Origin of the sequence: Microbacterium sorbitolivorans (assembly GCF_003327285.1) — a bacterium.
GTDB classification, from domain to species: Bacteria; Actinomycetota; Actinomycetes; order Actinomycetales; family Microbacteriaceae; genus Microbacterium; species Microbacterium sorbitolivorans.
In genome coordinates, this window is the sequence record NZ_KZ848473.1 from 122,848 (window position 1) to 146,140 (window position 23,293).

General features: G+C 67.4%; 16 protein-coding genes. 13 read left to right on the forward strand and 3 right to left on the reverse strand.

From position 1 onward, the window contains the following. The first annotated feature begins 23 nt into the window (after window positions 1–23). The 3 genes from DTO57_RS00625 to DTO57_RS00635 all read left to right on the forward strand — a co-directional run bounded on the left by DTO57_RS00625 (window position 24) and on the right by DTO57_RS00635 (window position 8,083). The gene (locus DTO57_RS00625; protein ID WP_162785605.1) at window positions 24–5,060 is read left to right on the forward strand and encodes a DEAD/DEAH box helicase; all 5,037 of its coding nucleotides are present in this window, start codon (window positions 24–26) and stop codon (window positions 5,058–5,060) included. A gap of 119 nt (window positions 5,061–5,179) precedes the next feature. Then, entirely contained in the window at window positions 5,180–6,433 is a 1,254-nt protein-coding gene (locus tag DTO57_RS00630) for an exonuclease domain-containing protein (protein WP_114116301.1), read from the forward strand. A 138-nt stretch (window positions 6,434–6,571) separates the two neighbouring features. Beyond that, entirely contained in the window at window positions 6,572–8,083 is a 1,512-nt protein-coding gene (locus DTO57_RS00635; RefSeq protein WP_114116302.1) for an HNH endonuclease signature motif containing protein, read from the forward strand. Between the two features lie 10 nt (window positions 8,084–8,093). Here the strand turns inward: DTO57_RS00635 and DTO57_RS00640 are convergent, their stop codons facing one another. Continuing rightward, window positions 8,094–8,561, reverse strand: coding sequence for a GNAT family N-acetyltransferase (locus DTO57_RS00640; protein WP_114116303.1), 468 nt, complete (start codon window positions 8,559–8,561; stop codon window positions 8,094–8,096). A 29-nt stretch (window positions 8,562–8,590) separates the two neighbouring features. Next, on the reverse strand, window positions 8,591–9,235 hold the full coding sequence (locus tag DTO57_RS00645; protein WP_114116304.1) for a TetR/AcrR family transcriptional regulator: 645 nt from the start codon (window positions 9,233–9,235) through the stop codon (window positions 8,591–8,593). A 135-nt stretch (window positions 9,236–9,370) separates the two neighbouring features. On the opposite strand from DTO57_RS00645, the gene DTO57_RS00650 reads away from it, so the two are divergent. Genes DTO57_RS00650 through DTO57_RS00675 form a run of 6 tightly spaced genes read left to right on the forward strand, consistent with a single transcriptional unit; the run spans window position 9,371 to window position 17,053 of the window. Then, window positions 9,371–10,909: an ABC transporter substrate-binding protein gene (locus DTO57_RS00650; protein WP_162785606.1), complete on the forward strand. Its 1,539-nt coding sequence runs from the start codon at window positions 9,371–9,373 to the stop codon at window positions 10,907–10,909. A 55-nt stretch (window positions 10,910–10,964) separates the two neighbouring features. Further along, entirely contained in the window at window positions 10,965–11,906 is a 942-nt protein-coding gene (locus tag DTO57_RS00655) for an ABC transporter permease (protein WP_114116306.1), read from the forward strand. After that, window positions 11,903–13,654, forward strand: a complete 1,752-nt coding sequence (locus DTO57_RS00660) for a dipeptide/oligopeptide/nickel ABC transporter permease/ATP-binding protein (RefSeq protein WP_114116307.1) — start codon at window positions 11,903–11,905, stop codon at window positions 13,652–13,654. Before DTO57_RS00655 ends, DTO57_RS00660 begins: the two co-directional genes overlap by 4 nt. Continuing rightward, window positions 13,651–14,478, forward strand: a complete 828-nt coding sequence (locus DTO57_RS00665) for an ATP-binding cassette domain-containing protein (protein ID WP_114116308.1) — start codon at window positions 13,651–13,653, stop codon at window positions 14,476–14,478. The genes DTO57_RS00660 and DTO57_RS00665 overlap by 4 nt, the downstream gene beginning before the upstream one ends. Before the next feature lie 14 nt (window positions 14,479–14,492). Then, window positions 14,493–15,626 carry a serine hydrolase domain-containing protein gene (locus DTO57_RS00670; RefSeq protein WP_114116309.1) on the forward strand — a complete coding sequence of 378 codons (1,134 nt, stop codon included), beginning with the start codon at window positions 14,493–14,495 and terminating at the stop codon, window positions 15,624–15,626. Next, on the forward strand, window positions 15,623–17,053 hold the full coding sequence (locus DTO57_RS00675; protein WP_187346600.1) for a DUF1593 domain-containing protein: 1,431 nt from the start codon (window positions 15,623–15,625) through the stop codon (window positions 17,051–17,053). The genes DTO57_RS00670 and DTO57_RS00675 overlap by 4 nt, the downstream gene beginning before the upstream one ends. Window positions 17,054–17,117: 64 nt before the next feature. Here the strand turns inward: DTO57_RS00675 and DTO57_RS00680 are convergent, their stop codons facing one another. Continuing rightward, window positions 17,118–19,625: a rhamnogalacturonan lyase gene (locus tag DTO57_RS00680; RefSeq protein ID WP_162785607.1), complete on the reverse strand. Its 2,508-nt coding sequence runs from the start codon at window positions 19,623–19,625 to the stop codon at window positions 17,118–17,120. 218 nt (window positions 19,626–19,843) lie between these two features. Between DTO57_RS00680 and DTO57_RS00685 the strand changes: the two genes are divergently transcribed. The 4 genes from DTO57_RS00685 (at window position 19,844) to DTO57_RS00700 (ending at window position 23,164) form a co-directional block, all read left to right on the forward strand. Then, window positions 19,844–20,446, forward strand: a complete 603-nt coding sequence (locus DTO57_RS00685) for a hypothetical protein (protein ID WP_114116311.1) — start codon at window positions 19,844–19,846, stop codon at window positions 20,444–20,446. A gap of 75 nt (window positions 20,447–20,521) precedes the next feature. After that, complete coding sequence (locus tag DTO57_RS00690; RefSeq protein ID WP_114116312.1) at window positions 20,522–21,997, forward strand: MFS transporter; 1,476 nt, start codon at window positions 20,522–20,524, stop codon at window positions 21,995–21,997. Further along, on the forward strand, window positions 21,990–22,556 hold the full coding sequence (locus DTO57_RS00695) for a TetR/AcrR family transcriptional regulator (RefSeq protein WP_114116313.1): 567 nt from the start codon (window positions 21,990–21,992) through the stop codon (window positions 22,554–22,556). The genes DTO57_RS00690 and DTO57_RS00695 overlap by 8 nt, the downstream gene beginning before the upstream one ends. Continuing rightward, window positions 22,553–23,164 carry a flavin reductase family protein gene (locus DTO57_RS00700; protein WP_114116314.1) on the forward strand — a complete coding sequence of 204 codons (612 nt, stop codon included), beginning with the start codon at window positions 22,553–22,555 and terminating at the stop codon, window positions 23,162–23,164. The genes DTO57_RS00695 and DTO57_RS00700 overlap by 4 nt, the downstream gene beginning before the upstream one ends. The last annotated feature ends 129 nt before the right edge of the window (window positions 23,165–23,293 follow it).

The window sequence follows — 23,293 nt, forward strand, 5'->3', positions numbered from 1 at the left end:
CCGGGTACTTGTACACTCGGGGCATGCGCAAGATTTCGGCGACCGATTCTCACCGCTCCGACTCGCCGGCACCGAAGCGCGGACCGCGCTTCGAGCCGTCGGAGACCGAGGCCGCTTTGCCCTTCGATGCACTGCTGGAGGAGTTCCGCGCTCTCTCCGACAGCGAGCGGATGAAGGGCAACTATCTCGAGCAGGTGGCGCGCCACTTCCTGACGATCGACCCGTTGTGGGCCGACCAGCTCGGAGCCGTGTGGCTCTGGAAGGACTGGCCCGGGCGCGGATCGCGTCCTGACACCGGCATCGATCTCGTCGCCGAGACGCAGACGGGTGGCCTCCTGGCGGTGCAGGTGAAGTTCTTCGCGGCGGATCACCGAGTGCAGAAGAGTGATCTCGACTCGTTCTTCGAGGCGATGGGTAAGGAGCCCTTCACCGAGGGCCTCGTGATCGACACGACCTCGGGGGATTGGTCGGTCAACGCGCTCGAAGCGTTGAAGAACCGGACGAAGCCGGTGCGGCGCGTGGGGCTGGATGAGCTCCGTCACAGCCAGATCGACTGGTCGAGCTACACCCTCACCACGCCGGCCAAGGCGCCGGTGCGCCATGAGCGCAAGATGCCGCGCACGCACCAGCACGACGCGATTACTGCTGTGATGGAAGCCTTCTCGGCGGTGGGCGACGACGCCATCGACCGCGGCAAGCTGATCATGGCCTGCGGCACGGGAAAGACCTTCACCGCGCTGAAGCTCGCCGAGCGGTGGACGCGCGAGCGCGCCAGCGGTGCGTCGACGATCCTCTTCATGGTGCCGTCGCTGGCGCTCTTGCAGCAGTCGCTCACCGAATGGAGCGCCGAGCGCGACCCTGAACTCGACTTCCAGGCCTTCGCCGTCGGAAGCGACGCGAACGTTGGGCGCGTCAAGAATGGCGACATCACGAGCGTAATGCTCGAGGACCTGGGCGCGCCGGCGACCACGGACGGCGCCAAGCTGGCCGAGTATCTGGACGCGCGGGCTGAGGTCGACGAGGGCATGACCGTCGTGTTCTCGACGTACCAATCGATCGACGCGGTCGCCGAGGCTCAGCAATTGGGCGGCGCACCGACGTTTGATCTCGTGATCTGTGATGAGGCGCACCGCACGACGGGCGTGACGCTCGCGGACGAGGATGAGTCGCACTTCGTCAAGATTCACGACGATGCCGTCATCTCGGCCGAGAAGCGTGTCTACATGACGGCGACGCCCCGCATCTTTGCGCCCGAGGTGAAAAACACCGCGCGTGAAAAAGACGCGGTGCTCGTGTCGATGGACGACGAGTCCCTCTTCGGGCCCGTCCTCTACCGGATCGGTTTCGACGAGGCCGTGCGGAAGCAGCTCCTGACCGACTACAAGGTCGTCGTTCTCGGAGTGAGCGAAGACCAGGTGATCGAGGGGCTTCAGCGCGAGCTGAGCGAAGACGGTCACGAGTTGCAGATCGGCGATGTCGCGAAGCTCGTCGGCTGCTATAACGCGCTCGCGAAGCGCGGGGGACAGCAGATCGAGGGCGACTTCGGTGCCGACTCCTCGCCGATGCGCCGGGCTGTCGCATTCGCACGCGATATCAAGACGTCGAAGAAGATCTCGAGCGACTTCGAGGCGTTGGTCGACGAGCACCTGTCCGACTGGACAAACGACGACTCCACCGACGACCTGACGGTGCAGAGCAGGCACGTCGACGGCACGATGAATGCCGCCCAGCGCGGCGAGCTACTCGACTGGCTGAAGGCAGAAGAGACCGCGGATCGGCACGGTCGCCCCGTGGCGCGCGTGCTGACCAACGCGCGGTGCCTCAGCGAGGGCGTGGACGTGCCGAGCCTCGATGCCGTGCTCTTCCTGCACCCGCGCAAGAGCCAGGTTGATGTTGTGCAGGCGGTTGGACGCGTGATGCGCCGTTCCGAGGGCAAACGCGTCGGATACATCGTGCTGCCGATCGCCATCCCTGCTGGCGTGACGCCCGAGGAAGCGCTGAACGACAACGAACGGTACAAGGTCGTGTGGCAGGTGCTCCAGGCGCTCCGTGCGCACGACGAGCGCCTCGACGCCGCGATCAACCAGGCGAAGTTGACCGGCACCCTGCCCGAGCAGGTCACGATCACCTCGCTCGACCTCACCTCAACGAAGGGAACCGGCGGCCACGGAATCGGCACCGACGGCGGATCCGAGGGCGGGCCCGAGGGCGGCGACGGTACATCGGCACCGACGTCGCCCAGCCGTCCGCAGGCGCTGTTCTCGATGGGCGATGCCTCGCAGTGGAAGGACGCCGTCTACGCCAAGCTCGTCGCCAAGGTTGGCGACCGCATGTACTGGGACGACTGGGCGGCCGACATTGCCGACATCGCCAAGCGATTCATCGCGCTGATCCGCGCGCACGTCGATGCGCCCGACGCCGACCGGGCACCGTTCGAGCAGTTCCTGACGGCGCTCCGCGCGACGGTCAACCCCGAGGTGAGCGACGGCGAGGCCGTCGAGATGCTCGCACAACACCTCATCACGAAGCCGATCTTCGAGGCGATGTTCCCCGAGGGCACGTTCACTCAAGACAACCCCGTGTCGTTGTCGCTCGAGAAGGTGCTCGACACCTTCCATGACAACGCCGCCTTCGCGCGCGAACGCGAGCCGCTCGAGGCGTTCTACACGCGCGTCACCGAGCGGATCCGCGGACTCACGACGGTGTCGGCGAAGCAGCAGATGCTGGTCACGCTCTACGACAAGTTCTTCTCGAAGGCGTTCCCGATGCTCGCCGATCAGATGGGCATCGTCTTCACGCCTGTCGAGGTGGTCGACTACATCCTGCGCAGCGCGGACGATGTGTTGAACCTGCACTTCGGGAAGCGGCTGAGCGACGAGGGCGTAAACATTCTCGAACCGTTCGTTGGAACGGGAACCTTTGTCACGAGGCTCATGCAGATTGGGCTGATCAAGCCCGAGGATCTGACGCGCAAGTACTCGCGCGAGCTGTTCGCGAATGAGATCGTGCTGCTGAGCTACTACATCGCGGCGGTCAACATCGAGAGCGTCTATCGCGAGCTCTGCGCCGAGCATGGCGAGGAGCCTGTCGAGGGCGGATTCCCGGGGATCAGCCTCACCGACACCTTCGCGATGGACGAGCGCGATAGCCAGGTGTCCGGACTTGGATTCGGCGAGAACACTGAGCGCGTGGCGCGCCAGCAGGAGACGCCGCTGCATGTTGTGGTGATGAACCCGCCGTACCGATCGGGTCAGTCGAGCGCGAATGACGCGAGCCAGAATGCGAAGTACCCGGGGCTCGACGCTCGGATTCGAGCGAGCTACGTCGAGCGCTCGACGGGCACGAATAAGAACGGGCTCTATGACTCGTACTACCGCGCATTGCGCTGGGCCACCGATCGAATTGACGAGGGCGTTATCGCGTTCGTGTCGAACTCCGGATTTGTGGACGGCGGTACCGCTGAGGGCGTGCGGCTGAGCTGGATGGATGAGTTCAGCGACATCATTGTGTACAACCTGCGCGGGAACGCCCGCACTATGGGAGAGCGTCGCCGAAGAGAAGCGGGAAACGTCTTCGGAGAGGGATCGCAGACTGGTGTCGCAATCACGCTGTTGGTGAAGACCGGCGAGCCTGCTGGTCAAGCTCGAGTCCACTACCGTGACGTGGGCGACTTCCTGAGTGGGGAAGAGAAACTCGAGCGGTTGCACGATGAGGGGTCGGTAACCGGTACTGAGTTCGAAGCTATTACGCCCAACGAGGCAGGTGACTGGATTCACCAGCGGGATGAACGCTTTGCGGCGTTTGTGCCGCTCGGTGACAAGGCGACGAAGGGCAGGGACTCCACTGCGGGCGTATTTAGAGAGTTCTCAAACGGCCTAAAAACTAACCGTGATTCGTGGACATTTGGTTTCAGTCGCCCCAAGCTTGAGGCCAATATTCGCCGGCATGTCGATCACCTCAACGCCGAACGCGAACGTGTGTATGCCCTTCGCGAAGCAGGCGCGACAGAACTCGTCGAGAACCTCATTGTCAGAGACGACGCGCTGGGGTCGTGGTCGCGTCCCAATATCGCTGACCTTAAGAAGAACGTGCCGACGGTGTTTGATCCCGCCGGATTCCGTTCCGCCGCATACCGGCCATTCATGCGACAGTACGTGTATTTCGATCGGACCGCGAAGCTGAATGAGATGCTCTACCTGACGCCCAAAATGTGGCCAATGGCAGCGCACGAAAACGTCGCGCTCGCGGTCGGCATGGACGGCCGAAAGCCCAGCCCGCCGCTGATCGTCGATCGCCTCGCCGACCTCCACGTGAACGGTGACGCGCAACTCTTCCCGCGCTACATCTGGGAACCCGTCGTCGACGGCACCGCTGGCGGCCTCGACTTCTCCTCGCTGAGCGACGAGTCCGGCGAGGTCGTGAACGGCTATCGCCGCGTCGACAACATCACCGACGCGACGCTCGCCACCTATCGCAAGGTGCACGGCGACGAGGTCACGAAGGATGACATCTTCTACGGCATCTACGCGTTGCTGCACCACCCGACCTACCGCGAGACCTACGCGGCCGATCTGCAGAAGATGCTTCCGCGGATCCCTCAGGTGACGGGCTTCCTCGACTATGCCCGCATCGGGCGGGCGCTCGCCGAACTTCACCTGCGCTACGAGGATGCTCCGGCGGATCCGGGCGTGCAAGAAGAATGGTCGCTCGAGCCGCCTGCCGACGAGCTCGAGCGCTACCGCATCGAGAAGCTGGCGTGGGGTGCACGCAAGGATCGCACGAGCCTGCGATACAACGCGCACCTGACGCTGACGGGGATCCCTGAAGAAGAGGCGCTCTACACGGTCGGCGGTCGAAGCCCGCTCGACTGGATCCTGGATCGATACCAGGTGAAGATCGATAAGAAGAGCGGCATAGTCAACGATCCGAACGACTGGCTGCGCGAACAGAACGCTCCGCGGTACGTCGTCGACCTCATCAAGAGTCTCGTCACGGTGAGTCTCTCCACGCAGCGATTGATTGAGGAGTTACCGGACTTCACTGTCATCGACGGGTACTAATACACGGGTACTTGTCTTTTTTCGGGTGCTCCGGTAGGCCGATATGGTGGTGGTGATGCGCAACGAACGCGCATCGCCACCACCGCCTTCGTCTACGAGGGTGTTCGATCGGAGCTTCCATGTCGTTTGCCGTGATTGACCTCGAGACGACGGGTTTCTCGCCCGCCCGCGGCGACAAGATCGTCGAGATCGGTGTTGTTCTTGTCGATGACGCAGGTGTGATTGAGCACGAGTGGGGAACGCTCATCAATCCGCGGCGCGACGTGGGGCCGACGCACGTGCACGGAATCCGCGCAAGCGATGTTGTCGCCGCGCCGCTGTTCGCCGATGTTGCGGCGCACGTTGCGACGCTGCTGAGTGGCCGCACTCTCGTGGCTCACAATCAGGCGTTCGACGTGCGCTTCTTGCGCTCGGAACTAGCCGCCGCCGGGATCCAGATTCCCGCGGACTATTCCGCACTGTGCACCATGGTGTGGTCGAAGCGCGAGTTCGGTGCGGCAAAGCTCGGTGACGTGTGTGACGTGCTCGAGATCGAGAACGCGAACGCTCACGCTGCACTGGATGACGCTCGCGCGGCGGCCGAGATTGTTGCGACGTTGATCCGCCTGGTCGGCGACGACCGCACATGGGGTAGCGACGTCAGCCGGGCGCGTTTTCCTCACGCGCTTGACGGATCCGGTGCCGCGGCCGACGTTGTTTCGCGCACTGCGGCGCCAAAAGGAGACGGGGGCTATATCGACACGGCCGAACTTCCGCTCTGGCAACGCGTAACGGTCGTCTCCGACGCTCGAGACGTTAGTGCGACGGTTTACCTGGAGCTGCTGGCGAAGGTGATGGAAGACGGCCTGATCTCGCGATCGGAGTTCTGGCAGCTCTCGTCGATGGCTGAGGTCGCGCAGATTGCGCCTCACCGCCTGCCCGAGTTGCACCGCATGTATCTCGACGCCGCAGTTGCCGAGGCGGCGGCCGATGGCCGTGTGACCGACGCGGAACTGCGAGAGCTTGAGCAGATCGCCACCATCCTCGACCTCGAGATGCCCGCCGGCATCGCGGCGAGCCAGGCGCCGGTCTCGGTCTTTCGACCGCTGGAGCCGGCCGAGATCGGCCCCACGGGGCGAACCTTCGAGCTCGCAGTCGGCTGCCGCGTGGCGCTCACGGGCACGCTTAATCTGCCGCGCGAGGAGTGGGCGAGCAGGATCTCAGCCGCGGGTATGACCACCGGTAGCGTGACGAAGACGTGCGTCGTGCTCGTCGCGGCGGATCCGGCCAGCCAGTCGGGCAAGGCGAAGACGGCCGGGAAGCACGGGATCCCGGTCGTAACCGAGGCCGAGTTTGCGCGGTCGTTCGAGGAGTTCCTTCTGGCCGGAGCCTGATGCGTTTCGCGGGTTGTTGTGCCAGAAAAGAGTGCGATCTCGCGGAGATGAGTGAGATCTCGTCGGGAAAGTGATGAATCGAAAGAATATTCGAGTCTCGATCTTGTCTGATTCGAAGTTTCTTACTAAAATGAGTGTATGGCAACGACGTCTGGCACCCCACGCGACACGCACTCGTTCAGCGAGCGCGCGTCGAAGGTGGCCTCGTTGCTGGCGGGCCTCCTCGAAGATTTCGAGGGCCTGCCCGAGGCTGAGGTTGTTCACGCTCTGGGCCCGCTGGAAGACGTCGGGCGCAGGGCCGACGCGCTCCGGGTGCGGGCCGCGGGCGAGATCGACGCGCGTTCCGGTCGCGATCGCGAGTCGTCCCTCGCCCGCCGGTACGACTTCGCCTCGGCCGTGGGGCTGCTCGAACACGTCACCCACGTCGCGCCTGCAGAGCTCCGGGCGCGGATCCGCCTCGATCGGCTCACGCGACCCGAGACCTCGCTCACGGGGGAGGAGCTCCCGCCGGATTACCCGGTGGTCGCGGCCGCCCTCCGTGCGGGCGTGCTGGGCGTCGACGTCGCCACCCATCTAACCGACACGTTCGAGCGCGCATCGCGCGTGGCCGTGATTGATCCGGTCGAGGCCGCGACCGCCGAACGCGAGATCGTGAACGCCACCGTCGCGGGCTTCTACGGTACTGGGCCCCTCGCCGACTCCGACGACGCTCTGCCGCAGACGTTCGATGACTACCGTGCGATCGAGGGTGCGTGGATCGAGTTCCTCACGCGCAACGGCCTCGAGCCGGCGGCCGAGGAGGTCGCGAGGCGCCGCATGTTCTCCGTCGGCCGCGTCCGCCCCGACGGCCTCGCACACATCTTCGGCCGCGTCACGCCCGAGGTCGCGGGCGCCATGACGCGGCTGCTCGACGCCTACACGGGGTCGACCGCCTCCACCGGATCCCCGGTGACATTTCGCACATTGCCCGACCAGACTGAGCCGGGCGAACCGTGGGCCGATAATGAGCTGGTGCACGACCCGCGCACGATGCCGCAGATCCGGCACGACGCGCTGATGTCGATGATCCAGGCCGCCGCCGCGTCGGCCGACGCGCCCACGATCGGTGGTGCCGCGCCGACGCTCGTCGTCACGGTCGATGCCGAACATCTCGTCAGCGACGGCGGTGTCGCCGACATCGACGGCATCGACATCTCCGTTCCCGCCAGCGTCGCCCACCGCATCGCCTGCACCGGCGCGGTGCAGAAGGTGGTCTTCGGTGCCGACGGTCAGATCATGGCCCTCGGCACCCCGCAGCGCCTCTTTACATCCCACCAGCGCCGGGCGATCGCCGCCCGCGATGGTGGATGCATCATCCCCGGTTGCCACATTCCGGCCGCGTGGTGCGAGATCCACCACGTCGAGGAGCACTCCAAGGGCGGCCCGACGCACACCGATAACGGTGTGCTTCTCTGCTGGGCCCACCACCACGACATCGATTCGTCGGGGTGGGAGATCCGGATGCGCGATGGGGTCCCATACGTGAAGGCCCCGCACTGGATGGATCAGCGAGACCAGTATCGGCCGGTCGTGAACCGGCGGTCGATCCGCAAGAAGGTGCGGCGGCGAGCCGAGATCGCGGATCCACCGGCGCCGGTGCGCAGGGTGTGACCCTGCGCAGCTAGAGCTGCTTCCGCATCTTCACCGTCGTGGTCTCGAACCCGATGGACTCGTAGAGCCTGCGCGCCGCATTGTTGTGCCCGAACACGCTCAGCCCCAGCGTCTTGGCGCCCGCGCCGCGGGCATGCTCCTCCGCGAGCCGCATCGCCGCGCGCCCATATCCCTTACCGCGGTGCTCCGGCTCGACCACAACATCCCACACCCACCACGAGGTCGCGTCACCCGAATTGTCGCGGCCGATCCAGAGGTAACCGACGGCGCCGTCCACCTCGTGGACGAGATCGAACACCGCGTTCTCCGTGGTTACGGATCCGCCCGGGAAAGCGCGCTCGAGCGACTCTCTCGCGTGCCGATCGGCCGCCTCCGGATCCTCACCCGCGGCGATCAGATCGGCCGTGTACTCCGCATGGCAACGCTGCCGCCACGCGGGGAAGCGCTGCGTGTCAAGAGGGACGAGAGCGGTCGTCATGAAACCAGTCTGACAGCGCGGGGCGCGAATTACTCGTGACGCGCACCGAGCCGCTCGAGCATCCCCTCGTAGAGATGCTCGGCGCTCGCCTCGAGATCCATCGTCGGGTCGATGAGCCACTGCAGGCCGAGACCGTCCATCATGGCGATGTAGCCGCGCGCCTCGTGTTCGATCTCCGCCTCGGTGAGGGGGCGGAGATCGCCGTCTTCGCACGCGTCGCGGAACGCCTGGCTGAGGTCCTCGAGCAGGTGGGCGTATCGGGTAGTGATGAACTCGTGCGCGGGGTGTGACGGATCCGTCGACTCGCTCGCCGTGCTCAGCAGTAGCTGCACGAGACCGCGGTTGTGCACGTTGACGTGCGTAACGGCGGCGAAGCTTCGGAGCGCCGCGATGCCACGGTTCTCGGTGATCGAGACCTTGGTCTTGTCCGAGTCGGAATGATCGAGCACCGCGGTAAAGAGTTCGGCCTTCGTGCCGAAATGGCGGATCAGCGCCGACGCCGAAACGCCGATCTCGTCGGCGATCTGGCGCAGGGATCCGCCGTGGTATCCGTGCTGCCCGAAGACCTTTGTGGCCGTCTCGATGATCTGGCGGCGCCTCGCGATGCCATTCGAGTAGGGGCCTCGCGGGGTTCCTGAGGCGGGCGTAATCGGCGTGACATCGGTGGCAGACATACCCCGATTATGCCGTCGTCGACCGCCGTAACCGCATCGTGACTCACGAAAAGTTAGCAAGTGTTCTGGTTTGGTGCTAATTTTGTCGCCAAGAGGCGGCACGACGACGTATCGCTCACGATGAAAGGACCAAAGATGGCCCGTTGGAAGACTGCTGGCATCGTGCTTCTGGCCGGTGCACTCACCCTGGCCGGTTGCTCGGGTGATTCCGGATCCGGCTCGTCCGGGGGAGCGGATTCGATTCTGAGCATCGGCTCGACGACCGGCCCGCAGTCGTGGGATCCGGCCGACATCGGCGATGCGAACTACAAGCCGTATGCACAGGCGGCCTACGACACGCTCATCCTTCGTCAGCCCGATGGCGAGTACGTGCCGATGCTCGCGAAGTCGTGGGAGTTCAGCGACGACAACCGCACCATCACGCTCGAGCTGCGCGACGACGTGACCTTCTCCGACGGCGCCGCGTTCAACGCCGAGGCCGTCGTGGCAAACTTCGAGCACTTCTCCTCGGGAACCGGCCCGCTCAACACTCAGCTCACCGGTCTCGAGTCGGTCGAGGCGACGGGCGAATTCACCGTCACGGCGACCTTCGCCGAGCCGATTCCCGACCTCGTCTACAACCTCTCCGACGCGGCCGGCCGCATGGCGAGCCCCGACAGCCTCGACGGCGGCGGCCTCGCGACGGTACCGGTCGGATCCGGCCCCTACGTGATGAGCGAGACAGACACGGTGCAGGGCTCCGTGTACACGCTCACGGCGCGCGACGACTACTGGAACCCCGATCTGCAGGAGTTCGACGAGGTCGAGTTCCGCGTCTTCGAAGACGAGTCGGCGCTGTTCAATGCGCTCCGCTCGGGCCAGATCGACGCCGGCAACCTCACGAGCCCCGACACCGTGCAGAACGCGACGGCCGCCGGCTACACGATCCTGAAGCCCGAGGCCCACATCTCGTGGTTCGGTCTGATCCTCTTCGATCGCGACGGCACCATGGTGCCGGAGCTCGCGGATCCGCGGGTGCGCGAAGCGCTCGCATGGGCCATCGATCGCGAGACGCTCGCGAGCGTGACGCTCGGCATCGATGACGGCACGATTGACACGCAGATGTTCAACGAGGGTTCGCCCGCGTGGTCGTCCGAGCTCGCCGACGCCTACCACTACGACGTCGACAAGGCGAAGGCGCTCATGGCCGAGGCCGGCGTCGACGGTTTCACTCTGACGCTGCCCGCCTCGGGCCTCTTCACCCAGGGCATGATGACCGGCGTTCAGAACAACCTGGCCGAGATCGGCGTCGACGTGGTGTGGGAGGACGTGCCGTCGCAGGCCTTCATCAGCGACATGCTCGGCGGCAAGTACGCCGCGAGCGTCATGGTGCTCGGTGCTGTGCCGACCGACTGGTCCGTCGTGCAGAACTACCTCACCCCGACGTCGGCGTGGAACCCGCTCGGCACGACGAACGACGATCTTCAGGCGCTCATCGACGCGATCCCCGGCGAGACCGACGACGAGCGCGAGGCCTCGTTCCGCGAGATCAACCAATTCGTCATCGACAACAACTGGTTCCAGCCGTGGTTCTGGGCCGAAGAGAACTTCGCCGTCAACGAAGACACCGTGAAGGTCGAACTGCAGCTCCAGCAGAACGTGCCGTCGATCTACAACTACTCGCCCGCAGCCTGATCGCGCGTGGCCCGGCGCAGCCGTGCCGGGCCACGCCCTATCCACGGAAGCTCACATGCTGACATTTCTTGCGAAACGAGTCCTCTCGGGGCTCGTCCTGATCGCGCTGATTCCGTCCCTGGCGTTCGTACTCATGCGCGCCGGATCCGCCGACGTCGCCCGCCAGATCCTCGGGCAGACGGCCTCGGAAGAGCAGGTCGCTGCGCGCGCCGAGGCGCTCGGCCTCGACCGTCCCCTCCTCACCCAGTACCTCGATTGGGCGGGCAACGCCCTCCGCGGCGACCTCGGCGTCTCGTGGTTCACGAACGAGCCAGTCTCCCAGGCGATGGCAACGCGCGTGCCCGCCACGCTGAGCCTCGTCATCGTCACGACGATCGTCGCCGCGATCATTGCTGTCGCGCTCGGCCTCGCCGCCGCCTACTACGGCGGCTGGCTCGATAACGTGCTCCAGGTCCTCTCGATCGTCGGCTTCGCGTTGCCGGGCTTCTGGCTCGCGCTCATGCTCGTGCTGTGGTTCGCGATCGACAACCCGATCTTCCCGGCGACCGGCTACGTCTCGATAACCGACGGCATCGGGGGATGGGCGCGGTCCATCACGCTGCCGGTCACCGCGCTCGCGGTCGGTGCCGTCACGGCGACGGCGCAGCAGGTGCGCGGCGCCGTGCGCGATGTGCTGCAGCAAGACTGGGTGCGCACGCTCCGGGCCCGCGGGATCTCCCGCGGATCCCTCATCTTCAAGCACGTGCTCCGGAGCGCGGGCGTCGCGGGCCTGACGGTTCTCGGCCTGCAGTTCATCGGCCTGCTCGGTGGCGCGGTGTTCGTCGAGCGCGTCTTCGCGATTCCCGGCATGGGCCAGGTGCTCGTCACCTCGACGTCTCAGGGCGACCTGCCCCTCGTGCTGGGCGTCGTGCTGGTGACGACGGTGATCGTCGTCATCGTCAACATCGTCATCGACCTCGGGGTCGGCTTCTTCAACCCGAAGGCGCGTCTGTCATGAGTAGTGAATTCACCGCAGTCCTCCCGACCGGAAAGCCGGCGCGAAAGCGCGGATCCGTCGTCGTCCGCGCGCTTCGCAACCCCGCCGGGCTCGTCGCCGGCATCGTCATCGCGATCGTGTTTATCGTCGCGATCCTCGCCGACGTCATCGCCCCGTACGGCGCACAGGAGAGCGACCTCTCGCGGCTGTTCGAGCACGGCGGCGGCGGCCACCTGCTCGGCACCGACGGCGCCGGGCGCGACGTGCTCTCGCTGCTGATCTACGGAGCCCGATCATCGCTGATCGGCGCCGCGATCGCGGTGGGCGTCTCGATGCTCGTGGGCATCCCGACGGGCCTCATCGCCGGCTTCTACGGCCGCTGGTTCGACACGGTCGGCACGTGGATCTCGAGCGCGATCCTCGCGCTTCCCGGCATCGTCGTGTTGCTCGCGTTCCGCGCGTCGGTCAGCACGTCGATGTGGGCGGCGATGCTCGTCTTCGGTGTGCTGCTCGCGCCGTCGTTCTTCACTCTCGTTCGCGCGGCCGTGCGCTCGGTGCGCAACGAGCTGTACGTCGACGCGGCGCGGGTCACGGGCGTCTCTGACGCGCGGATCATCTCGCGCCACGTCCTCACGATCGTGCGCGCCCCGATCGTCATCCAGGCGGCCATGGTCGCGGCCCTCGGCCTCATGATCCAGGCGGGCCTGGAGTTCCTCGGAATGGGCGACCGCGAGACCGCCAGTTGGGGCCAGTCGCTCAACGAGGGCTTCCAGAACATCTACCGCGCCGATCATCTCATTCTCTGGCCTGGCCTCGCGCTCGGCGTGACGATCGCGGCGTTCGCGCTCTTCGCCAACGCTCTGCGCGACGCGCTCGACGCCGCCGACGCGCCGCGCACTCCGCCGGCGCCGCCCGCGGCGAACAGCGTGGATCCGTCGGTCGTCCCCACCGCCGCCGGCGAGCTGCTGAGCATCCGCGATCTCCGCGTCGCATACGGATCCGGCGACGACGCATCGGAGGTCGTCCACGGCATCGACATCGATCTCGACGCGGGCAAGGTCGTCGGTCTCGTCGGCGAATCCGGATCCGGCAAGACGCAGACGGCGCTCGCCGTGCTGGGTCTCCTCCCGGACGGCGGCCACATCACGGGCGGAACGATCTCCATCGACGGCCGCGAGACGACGCTCGCACAGCGCGTCGCCATGCTCGGGAGCGACATCGGGTACATCCCGCAGGAGCCGATGAGCAACCTCGACCCGGCGTTCACGATCGGCAGCCAGCTCATAGAGCCGCTGCGCCGTCACCTCAAGATCGGCCGCCGCGAGGCGGAGGCTCGCGCGATCGCGCTCCTCGACCGCGTCGGCATTCCCGATCCGAAGCGCCTCATGCGCTCGTACCCGCACCAGATCTCGGGCGGCATGGCACAGCGCGTGCTGATTGCCGGCGCCGTGGCCTGCGAGCCGCGCCTCCTGATCGCGGACGAGCCGACGACCGCCCTCGACGTGACGATCCAGGCCGAGATCCTCGATCTGCTGCGCGATCTGCAACAGGAGCGCGGCATGGGCCTGCTCATCGTCACGCACAACTTCGGCGTCGTCGCCGACATCTGCGACGAGGTCTACGTCATGCAGATGGGCGTGCTCGTCGAGCACCAATCCGCCGGCAACCTGTTCGCCGACCCCCGGCACGACTACACGAGGGCGCTTCTCGGCGCCTCCCTCGAGGGCGGCCCGTCCCGCCGCCAGCGCGAGAAGGAAGGCCAGCGATGACCGAAGAGCTCCTCAGAGTCGACGACCTCGTCGTCGAGTTCCCTCAGGCCGGATGGCGGAAGCCCCCGTTCCGCGCGCTGAAGGGCGTGTCCGTCGCCGTGAACGCGGGGGAGACCCTCGGCATCGTCGGCGAATCCGGATCCGGAAAATCGACCCTCGGGCGGGCCGTCCTCGGCCTCGCACCCGTGACCTCGGGATCCGTGACCTACGACGGCCGCGACATCTCGCACCTGTCGCGGCGCCAGCGGCGCGGGCTCGGCCACGACATCCAGGTCGTCTTCCAGGATCCGTACACCTCGCTCAACCCGTCGCTGACGATCGGCGACACCCTGAGCGAGCCCCTGACGCAGGCGGGCATCGCGGGCGCTGACGCGAGGCGAAGGGTGAAGGAACTCCTAGACCGCGTCGGCATGCCCGCGGACTCGGTCGAGCGTCTGCCGAAGGAGTTCTCGGGCGGCCAGCGCCAGCGCATCGCGATCGCGCGTGCGCTCGCGCTCGAGCCAAAGCTCATCGTGTGCGACGAGCCCGTGTCGGCGCTCGACCTCACGACACAGCAGCGCGTGCTCGACCTGTTCATCGAGATTCAGGAGCGCACCGGCGTCGCCTACCTCTTCGTCTCGCACGACTTGAGCGTGATCCGTCACATCAGCCACCGCGTCGCCGTCGTTTATCACGGTGAGATCGTTGAGCAGGGCGACGTCGATAAGGTCACGACCGACCCCGATCATCCCTATACCCAGCGACTGCTTCTTGCATCGCCCGTGCCCGACCCGACCGCGCAAGCGCGGCGTCGCGCCGAGCGCCAGGCAGTCATCCGAGCGTGAAAAGAGGAACCCACATGCACGAACTCACCGATGGCCTTGTCCGCGGATCCGCCGACGAGGCGCTCGCCGACATCGTCGAACGCTTCGAGGGATACCTCGCCGCCGACCCCGACTACTCCTTCCAAATGTCGGCGTACGTGGACGGGCGCCTCGCGCTCGACATCAACGGCGGCCCGCACCTCGGCGCCGAATCGCTCATGGTGCCGTACTCAACCTCCAAGAACTCGCTCGGCCTGTCGCTCGGGCTGCTGATCCAGCAGGGAAAGCTGGATCTCGACGCGCCGGTGGGCGAGTGGTGGCCCGAATTCGCGACGAACGGTAAAGAGCACGTCACGGGACGGCAGCTGTTCTCGCACCAGGCGGGAGTTCCGGGTACCGAGCCCGGCCTGCGCTGGGACGAGCTGCTCGACCACCACCGCGCCGCCGACCGGCTCGCCGAGGCGCGCCCCTTCTGGCGCCCCGGATCCGCCTTCGGGTACCACGCGATCACGATCGGCAACCTGGTCGACGCGGCCGTGCAACGCTTCGACGGGCGCACGGTCCACGAGTTCTTCGAGCAGGAGATTCGGGGCCCGCTCGGGGCCGACTTCTACCTCGGCCTCCCGCCCGAGCTCGACGACCGCCTCGTCCCACTGCTACCGATGGTCCCGCCCCTCGGGGAGCGGCCGGAACGCACGAGTCACAACCCCATCGGCGACGCGGTCTTCGGCCCCGCGCCGGGCCCCGCCGTCGACCTCGCCCTCTCGGAGGAGTCGTATCGCTTCGGGCACCCCGCCGGATCCGCCACGGTATCGGCGCGCGGAATCGCGACGGTGCTCGCCGGATCCGTGACCGGCATTGACGGCGCTGCGCCGATTCTCACCGCCGACACCGTCGCCGTCATCGGCGAGCAGCAGGTTCGCGGCTTCGACGAGGTGCTCTCGCAGCACGACCGCGCGCACGCGATCATCTTCCAGAAGCCGAGCCAGCAGCTCGCGTTCGGCGGCCCGCGCAGCTTCGGGCACGACGGGGCGATGGGCGCGCTCGGATGCGCCGACCCCACCTCCGGGGTGGCGTTCGGCTATACGGTCGCGCGCGGCCCGTGGCCCGGTGGCGCGGATCCGCGTGCCGTTCGCGCGGCGCGCGAGATCGGTCAGCGCGGGCTGTGACGCATTACGACCCGAACGCACGGCCGCGCGTCATCGTGACGACGGATCCGGAGCTCGACGACCTCAACTCGATGCTGCGGCTCGTGCTGTACAGCAACGAGATCGACATCGCGGCGCTGGTGTATTCGTCGAGCCAGTTCCATCACGCAGGCAGCGCCGATCTCGGGATCGCGCCCCACCGCTGGCCGGCGCCCGGCGACCGCATGCACATCGACATCGCGGTCGACGCGTACGAGAAGGCGTATGCGAACCTCGTCCGCCACGACGCGCGGTACCCGGATCCGCAGGACCTTCGCGCGCTCGTGCGCGTCGGTAACGTCGTCGACGTCGGCGACGTGAGCGCGCCGACTCCCGGATCCGACCTCGTCCGCGACGTGCTCTTGGGCGACGCCCCCGGCAAGGTCTTCGCCGAGGCGTGGGGCGGGACAAACACGATTGCCCGGGCGCTGATGTCGATCGAAGAGGAGTTCGCCGGCACCGATCGGTGGCGCGAGATCTACGAGCTCATCACGCGCCGCACCGTGATCACGGCCTTCGCGGAACAGGATCCGACCTTCGCGGAGTACATCCGGCCGCACTGGCCGGAGCTCGAGTTCCGCGATGTCGCAACCGTGGCGTGGGGGTACTTCGCCTTCGCGGTGGTGTCGGACGAGGACCGCGAGTACTTGTCGCCGGACTGGATGCGCGAGAACATCACGGGCGTCGGCCCGATCGGCGCCGAGTATCGCGTGTGGGGCGACGGCAAGCAGATGGCCGCCAGCTTCGACGAGGAGGACTACTTCGGCATCGCTGACGCGACCGAAGGGGAGCTGGCGAGGCTCGGGTACCGCGTGTGGTGCCCCGTCCAGCCCGCCGGATCCTGGCTCTCCGAGGGTGACACCTCGACGTTCGCGATGCACATCGATAACGGCCTGCGCAATTGGCGGGATCCGTCGTTCGGCGGGTGGGGCGGGCGCCAGGTGCGCGACGACGCGGATCCGTACCGCTGGCGCAGCGTGGGGGACTGGGGTCTCCAGACCGAGGGACCGGTCGTCGATCGAGGCGAGGCGGCGCAGTGGTTCGGCGCCTACCAGCGCGACCTCGCGGCCCGCCTGCGCTGGAGCGTGACCGACACCTTCGAGGGCGCGAACCACGCGCCGCGCGTCATTCCGCGTGGGGGTCTCGCTCTCGCGGCGTCGCCGGGGGAGTCGCTCGCGCTCGCGTTCGATGTCGAGGATCCGGACGGCGACGCGGTTGAGGTGCGCGCCTGGATCGACGCCGGCCCGTCGACGGCGACGGCCGAGGTGTCGGCATCGCCAGACGGCGTCCGCGTGCGGGTATCGCCCGACGCGCTCGCCGCCGACGTGATCCACGTGCTCGTTGAGGCACAGGACGACGGCGCGCCGCGCCTCTCGGGGTATGCGAGGTACGTGCTGACGGTGGGGTGAGGGGCGCGGCGCCGGAACGGATCCGGCGCCGCACGCCTCACTGTTTCGTTGCGGTGCTCACTGTTTAGTTACGGTGCGACCCCGCCTGGAAGCTGTACTCCCAGGTCGCGTCGCCCTCGGTGCGGAACCACGGATCCGCGACCGCGGTGACCCCGACGGACCACTTTTCGCGGTGGAAACCGGGCTCGACCGGCTCGCCGTCGACGTAGTAGGTGACGTGCTCGGTGTCGGGGATGACGTAGCCGTCCTGGCCGCGGCCGGGCTTTTCGACGAACTGCGGCGCCTCGGCGGTGACGGGCGTCGTGTAGACCGGCACGTCCGAGTAGTCGATGTCGCTCGCGAGCATGTAGCTCGTGTAGCTCGGCTGGTTGTATGCGGTGTTCTGGCGGGCGACCTCGACGCGGTACTGCGGGTCGTGCATGAGGGTCGTCAGCTTGCGGTCGGTGACGTCTGTCGCCGTGTAGATGCGGATCTCGGTGCTATCGGTGTCGCGCACGAGGAGCTCCTCGCGCCAGTCGCCGAAGACGTCGGCGACGAGCGACGGGTTGCCCTTCGTGCCGTTGTTCGTACTCGTGCCGGCGACGTCGAGCAGCACGTTGCCGCGGCCGTCCTGGATGCTGACGGGGGATCCCTCGCCGCCCGCGACGAGCTGGGTCGTCATATCGCCGGTCCAGCGGATCGACATGTTGGTGCCCGCGGTGTAGCCGCCGAAGTCGGGGCCGGGCCAGTACTCGAGCCCCGGGTTCTCGGGATTAATGTCGCCGACCATGCCGCGGCCGGTGTCGCGGCCCGAGTAGGCGCCGTCGATGAGCACACCCGTCGCGGCGTCGCGCAGCGCCCAGCCGTAGGGAGCCCATACGCCGCCCTCGTGAACCGAGTAGATCTCGAGTCCCGGGCGATCGGGGAGGATGTCGGTCACGTGCATCGCGTCGCCGTGGCCGAGCTTCGCGTAGGCGCCGGGATCGGCGCTCTGCTCGGGCAGCGTGTCCCACGAGCTGTAGAGCAGCGATCCGTCGTCGTCGACGGTGGCGGATCCGTAGACGATTTCGTGCTTGCCGTCGCCATCGACGTCGGCGGCCGACAGCGAGTGGAAGCCCTGCCCGGCGAGCGTGCCGAGTTCCGGATCCGAACCGACGCCGCCGTGCGGGCCGTCGTTGAACGGGTTCGACATCGCGACGTGGCCGCTATCGGCGACCCACCGCGTGGTGAGGTCGGTGCCGTCCCAGTCGTACGCGGCGATGACCGCGCGGGTGTAATAGCCGCGCGCGAAGATCGCCGACGTCGAGTGACCGTCGAGGTTCGCGACGCCCGCGAGGAAGCGGTCGACGCGGTTGCCCGGCTCGATGCGCGCCATCGCGTAGTCGCCCCACAGCAGGCCGTCGTCGCCGCGCTCGGGCGTGTAGTCGACGGTGTCGAGCTCGGCCCCGGTTTCGCCGTCGAACACCGTCAGGTATTCGGGGCCGTCGACGATGAAGCCCTCGAACTCGCGCAGCTTGTTGTTGCCGCTGCGGCCCGGCGCCCAGACGCCGATGAAGTAGTCGGCGAGCTCGGCCGCGTCGCTCTCGGAGAGCGGGTAGTCGTAGCGGTCGTCGATGCCGAGCGCCGCCTCGACGGTCGCGGGCCACTGGCCCGAGCGCACCTCCTCGCGATCGGCCCAGCCCGCGAAGATGCCAGCGAGGTGATCGGCGTAGCCATCGGCCGAGAGGCGGTAATCGTCGTGGTTCGTGACGCCGGCCGCGACGTCGTCGGCGGGCAGGGTGATGGGCGAGGTCTGCCCGTTCGACGTGACGGTCGTGCCCGGAGCCGTCTTCATCATGATCTCGGCCTTGCCGTCGCCGTCGAAGTCTTTAACCATGAACTGCGTGTAGTGGGCGCCCGAGCGCACGTTAACGCCCAGGTCGATGCGGTGCAGCAGCGTGCCGTCGGCCTCGTAGGTGTCGATGATTGTGGATCCGGTGTACCCGCGCTGCGAGACGTCCTTCGCGTTCGACGGATACCACTTGACGACGTACTCGTACTCGCCGTCGCCATCGACGTCGGCGACCGACATGTCGTTGGCGGCATACGTGTACTCCTCGCCCTCGGGGAAGAGTACGCCGGCGGGCATGCGCCCGCCCTCGGGCTTCTGGATCGGGATCGACGCGTACTGCCCGCCCCACGGCGTTACGGCCGCGCTCTGCTCGAGCTCGACGCCGTTGACCATCGCGGCGACGGTGTAGCGCGAGTCGGCTGCGCCGGTCTCGTCGAGGTAGTTGGTGCTGTCGGTGATCGTGGCGATCTTCTCGCCGTCGCGGTAGAGCGCGAAGTCGGCGCCCGTCATGCCCTCGTTGGTGCTGCCGGTCGTCTCGCTGCCGAGCAGCCGCCAGCTGACGAACACGCCGTCGCCGGTCGTCGCGGCGACGAGCCCGCGGTCGAGGTTCTTCTCGAATTGCGCGGGGATCTCGAGGGAGGTGACCCCCGGATCCGCCTGCGCGGCGCTCGCGATACCCGGCAGCGCGACGGCGAGCGAGGCCGCCACCGCGCACGCGCCGAGGCGCGTCGCGCGCCTGGTCCAGAATGTCGAATTCCTCATCGAATCTCCGTTCAGTCTGCCCCGGCGGCATCGCCGGGCGTCGTCGCGCGCGGTCCGGCAGGCGCCGCTCGCACGCTTTTGGAACGTTACAAGACCCGGATGCGCCGGGCAACCGCTTACCCCCGCGAGATCGCACTCTTTTCTCGACGGGATCCGCAATATTCTTTCGCTCGAAAACCCGCGCCACGGCCTCGCCCGCGCCGTGTCATGATGGCCGCATGACGATGATCAAGACGTATCGGCGCGACGACGAGGGCGTGCTGTGGTACCGCGAGATCTGGCGTGATGCAGCCTTCATGGTGACCCACACGGGGAAGGTCGGCACCAAGGGGAAGGTGTCGAGCGAGCGGTTGCACTCGAGCGACTGGCCCAATAAGGCAACGGAGGATCAGCAGCTCGCGGCGTTCCGCGAGGGCGCCGCCGCCGACGGCTATGCCGAGATCGACGAAGACGACATGGGCTGGGCCGTCCTGCAGTACTGGACGGCCTCGCCCGACTTCTCCGACCCGGCCGACGCGAGGTTCCTCGACGAGGCCGAGATCGCCCTCGACACCCGCCTCGGGTGGCTGGGGCTGGGGCACTGCGACGGAAACGACATCGGCGGCACGCCGCCCGAGGCGTCCGGCCGCGAGGAAACCGTCGTCAACCTGTTCTGCCCCGTAGTCGACACGGCCATCGCCGCGCGCGCACTCCGGCGCTTCGCGACGGAACAGGAGCTCGCGCCCCACTGTGCCGTCGCGACGCGCGAGTCCGCGCCTGACGCCGACTACGAGCTCGCGTGGACGCCCAAGCGTAGCGTTCTCAAAACGTTCACCTTGTAACGCGGGATTGCCCAGCTTTTGCTCAACCGTTTCCGTCAAACTGTACCGACTGGACGGTTAAGTAAAGGATTCTTCATGCGACGTTGGCTCAGCCTTGCGGTACTCACCGGTGCCGTGCTGCTCCTCGCAATCGATTCGACGGTGCTGTACCTCGCGGTGCCCTCGCTCACCCGCGACCTCGACCCCACCGCCACCCAGGTGCTGTGGATCGGCGACATCTACTCGCTCGCGATCGCGGGCCTGCTCGTCACCATGGGCAACGTCGCCGACCGCATCGGCCGCAAGAAGCTCCTGCTCATTGGATCCGCCGCCTTCGGCATCGCGTCGATCGTCGCCGCCTTCGCTCCGAGCGCCGAGGTGCTCATCGCGGCGCGACTCGTGCTGGGTATCGCGGGCGCGACGCTCATGCCGTCGACGCTGTCGCTGATCCGCAACATCTTTACGGATCCGACGGAGCGCACCCGCGCGATCGCGATCTGGTCGGCGGCGGCCGCGAGCGGCATCGCGCTCGGCCCGATCGTGGGCGGCGTGCTGCTCGAACACTTCTGGTGGGGATCCGTGTTCCTCATCAACATCCCCGTCATGCTCGTGATCCTCGTCGCCGGCGCGATCCTGCTGCCCGAGTCGAAGAACCCGGATTCGGGCCGCTTCGACCTGCTCTCGAGCGCCCTGTCGATGCTCGCGATCGTGCCGTTCGTCGCCCTGATCAAGCGCGTCGCCGGCGGCACGTTCGACCTGTTCGCGGCGGCACTCGTGATCGCCTCGGTCGTCGGCGCGTGGCTATTCATCCGCCGCCAGCGGCGCTCGAGCCACCCCATGATCGAGGTCGACCTGTTCAAGAACGGCGCGTTCTCGGGCGCGGTCGTGGTCAACTTCATCTCGGTGTTCGCGATGAGCGGCGCGCTGTTCTTCTTCTCGCAGTACCTGCAGCTCGCGCGCGAGCTCGGGCCGCTCGAGGCGGGGCTCGCGCAGCTCCCCGCGGCGCTCGCGTCGATGGCCGCGATCACGGTCGTGGGCATGCTGCTGCGCCGGCTTGGCCGCGGCCGGGCGATCGCGCTGGCGCTGACGATCGGCGCCGTGGGACTGCTGCTCGTCGGCACCCTCGAGCAGGCCGAGAGCGTGCTCTGGGTCGTGTTCGCGCTCGTGCCGCTGGGCTTCGGCATCGGCATCTCCGAGACGCTCAGCGTCGACGCGGTCGTGTCGGCCGTTCCGTCGGAAAAAGCCGGCGCAGCGTCGTCGATCTCCGAGACGGCATACGAGCTCGGCGGCGCCCTCGGCATCGCGATTCTCGGATCCCTCATGACCGTCCTGTACCGCGCGCAGCTGGTGCTCCCCGCCGGATCCGAGGGCTCGGAGGCCGCCCGCGACTCGCTCGCGAGGGCCATGGCCGAGCTCGACGCGTCGAGCCCCGCGCTCGCGGCGGCGCACGACGCGTTCGTCGCGGCGATGCAGACGACGACCTTCGTCGCGGCCGGCGTTATGGCGGTCGGCGCGCTGCTCGCCTGGCGCCTGATCCCGAACTCGCGCGCTACCGTGGATGCTCATGGGTAGGACGACGGGCCGAGACGCCGACGACACGCGGCTCCAGATCATCGACGCGGCGGCGCGCCTCATCAGCCGCCGCGGATCCGGGGTGCCGATCTCGGCGATCGCCGAGGCCGCGGGCGTCTCGAAGGGCGGCCTGCTGTACCACTTCGCGAGCAAGGACGACCTGCTCGAGGCCGTCGCGCGGCGCCTGTTCGATGCGTTCTACGACGCCGTCCACGACCTCGCGGCCGCGGATCCGGACCCGGGGCGCCTGCTCCGCGCCTATGTGCGGGTGAGCTTCGCCGACGTCGCCGACGAGGCGGCGACGCGAGACATGATCTCAGTCGCGGCGCAGCTCATCCACGAACCGCGGATCCAGCAGATCGCCGCCGACGACGGCGCCCGCTGGCACGACGAGCTGTTCGCCGACGGACTCGACCCGGCCGTCGTGCGGCTCGTGCTCACGGCGACCGACGGCGTGAGCGCCGCCCCGCTCTGGGGCACCGTGCTGACGCGCGACGACGTGGACGCGCTCGAGGCGCAGCTCCTCGAGCTCGCGGCCGCGCCTACGATCGAGGTATGAATTCCGCCGCGCCGTCGCACGTCATCGCCCAACCCGAAACCCTCTACGTCGGCAGCTCGGCCTATCTCATCGCGACCGAAAACCCCGACGGATCCACGAACCTCTCGCCCGCGTCGAGCTACTGGGCCCTCGGATCCACGATCGTTTTGGGCCTCGAGGGCGCGGGCAAGACGGTGCAGAACCTGCTCGTGCGACCCGACCTCACGGTGAACTTCCCGTCGGGAGACCTCGTCGACGCCGTGCTTCGGCTCGACGGCACGACCGGCGCGAACCCCGTGCCGGAGGGCAAGGGACGCTACCGCCACGAGGCCGACAAGTTCGGCGTCGCGGGCCTCACGCCGCAGGGTTCCGACCTCGTGGCGGTGCCGCGCGTCGCCGAGTGCCAGCTGCAGTTCGAGGCGCGCGTCATCCGCGCGACGCCCGGCCACACGGGGGAGTGGTTCATGGTCGAGGCCGAGGTGCTGCGCGTGCACGCGGATCCGCGGATCCTCAAGCCCGGCACCGCCCTCCCGGATCCCCGCCTCTGGAGCCCCCTCGTCTACGAATTCCGCCACTTCTTCACGACGGGCGAGGAAGTGGGTCACCTCCCGGCGTCGCTGACGGCTTGAGGGATGCGTTCGTGTCGTTCTGCGCGCTGAGAACGACCTAACGCCATCCCTGGGGCGCGTAATCGCACGACGGCATCCCTGAAGACGGGGTTATCCACAGATTTGGCGATCTTCGAATCGACGCCGCGA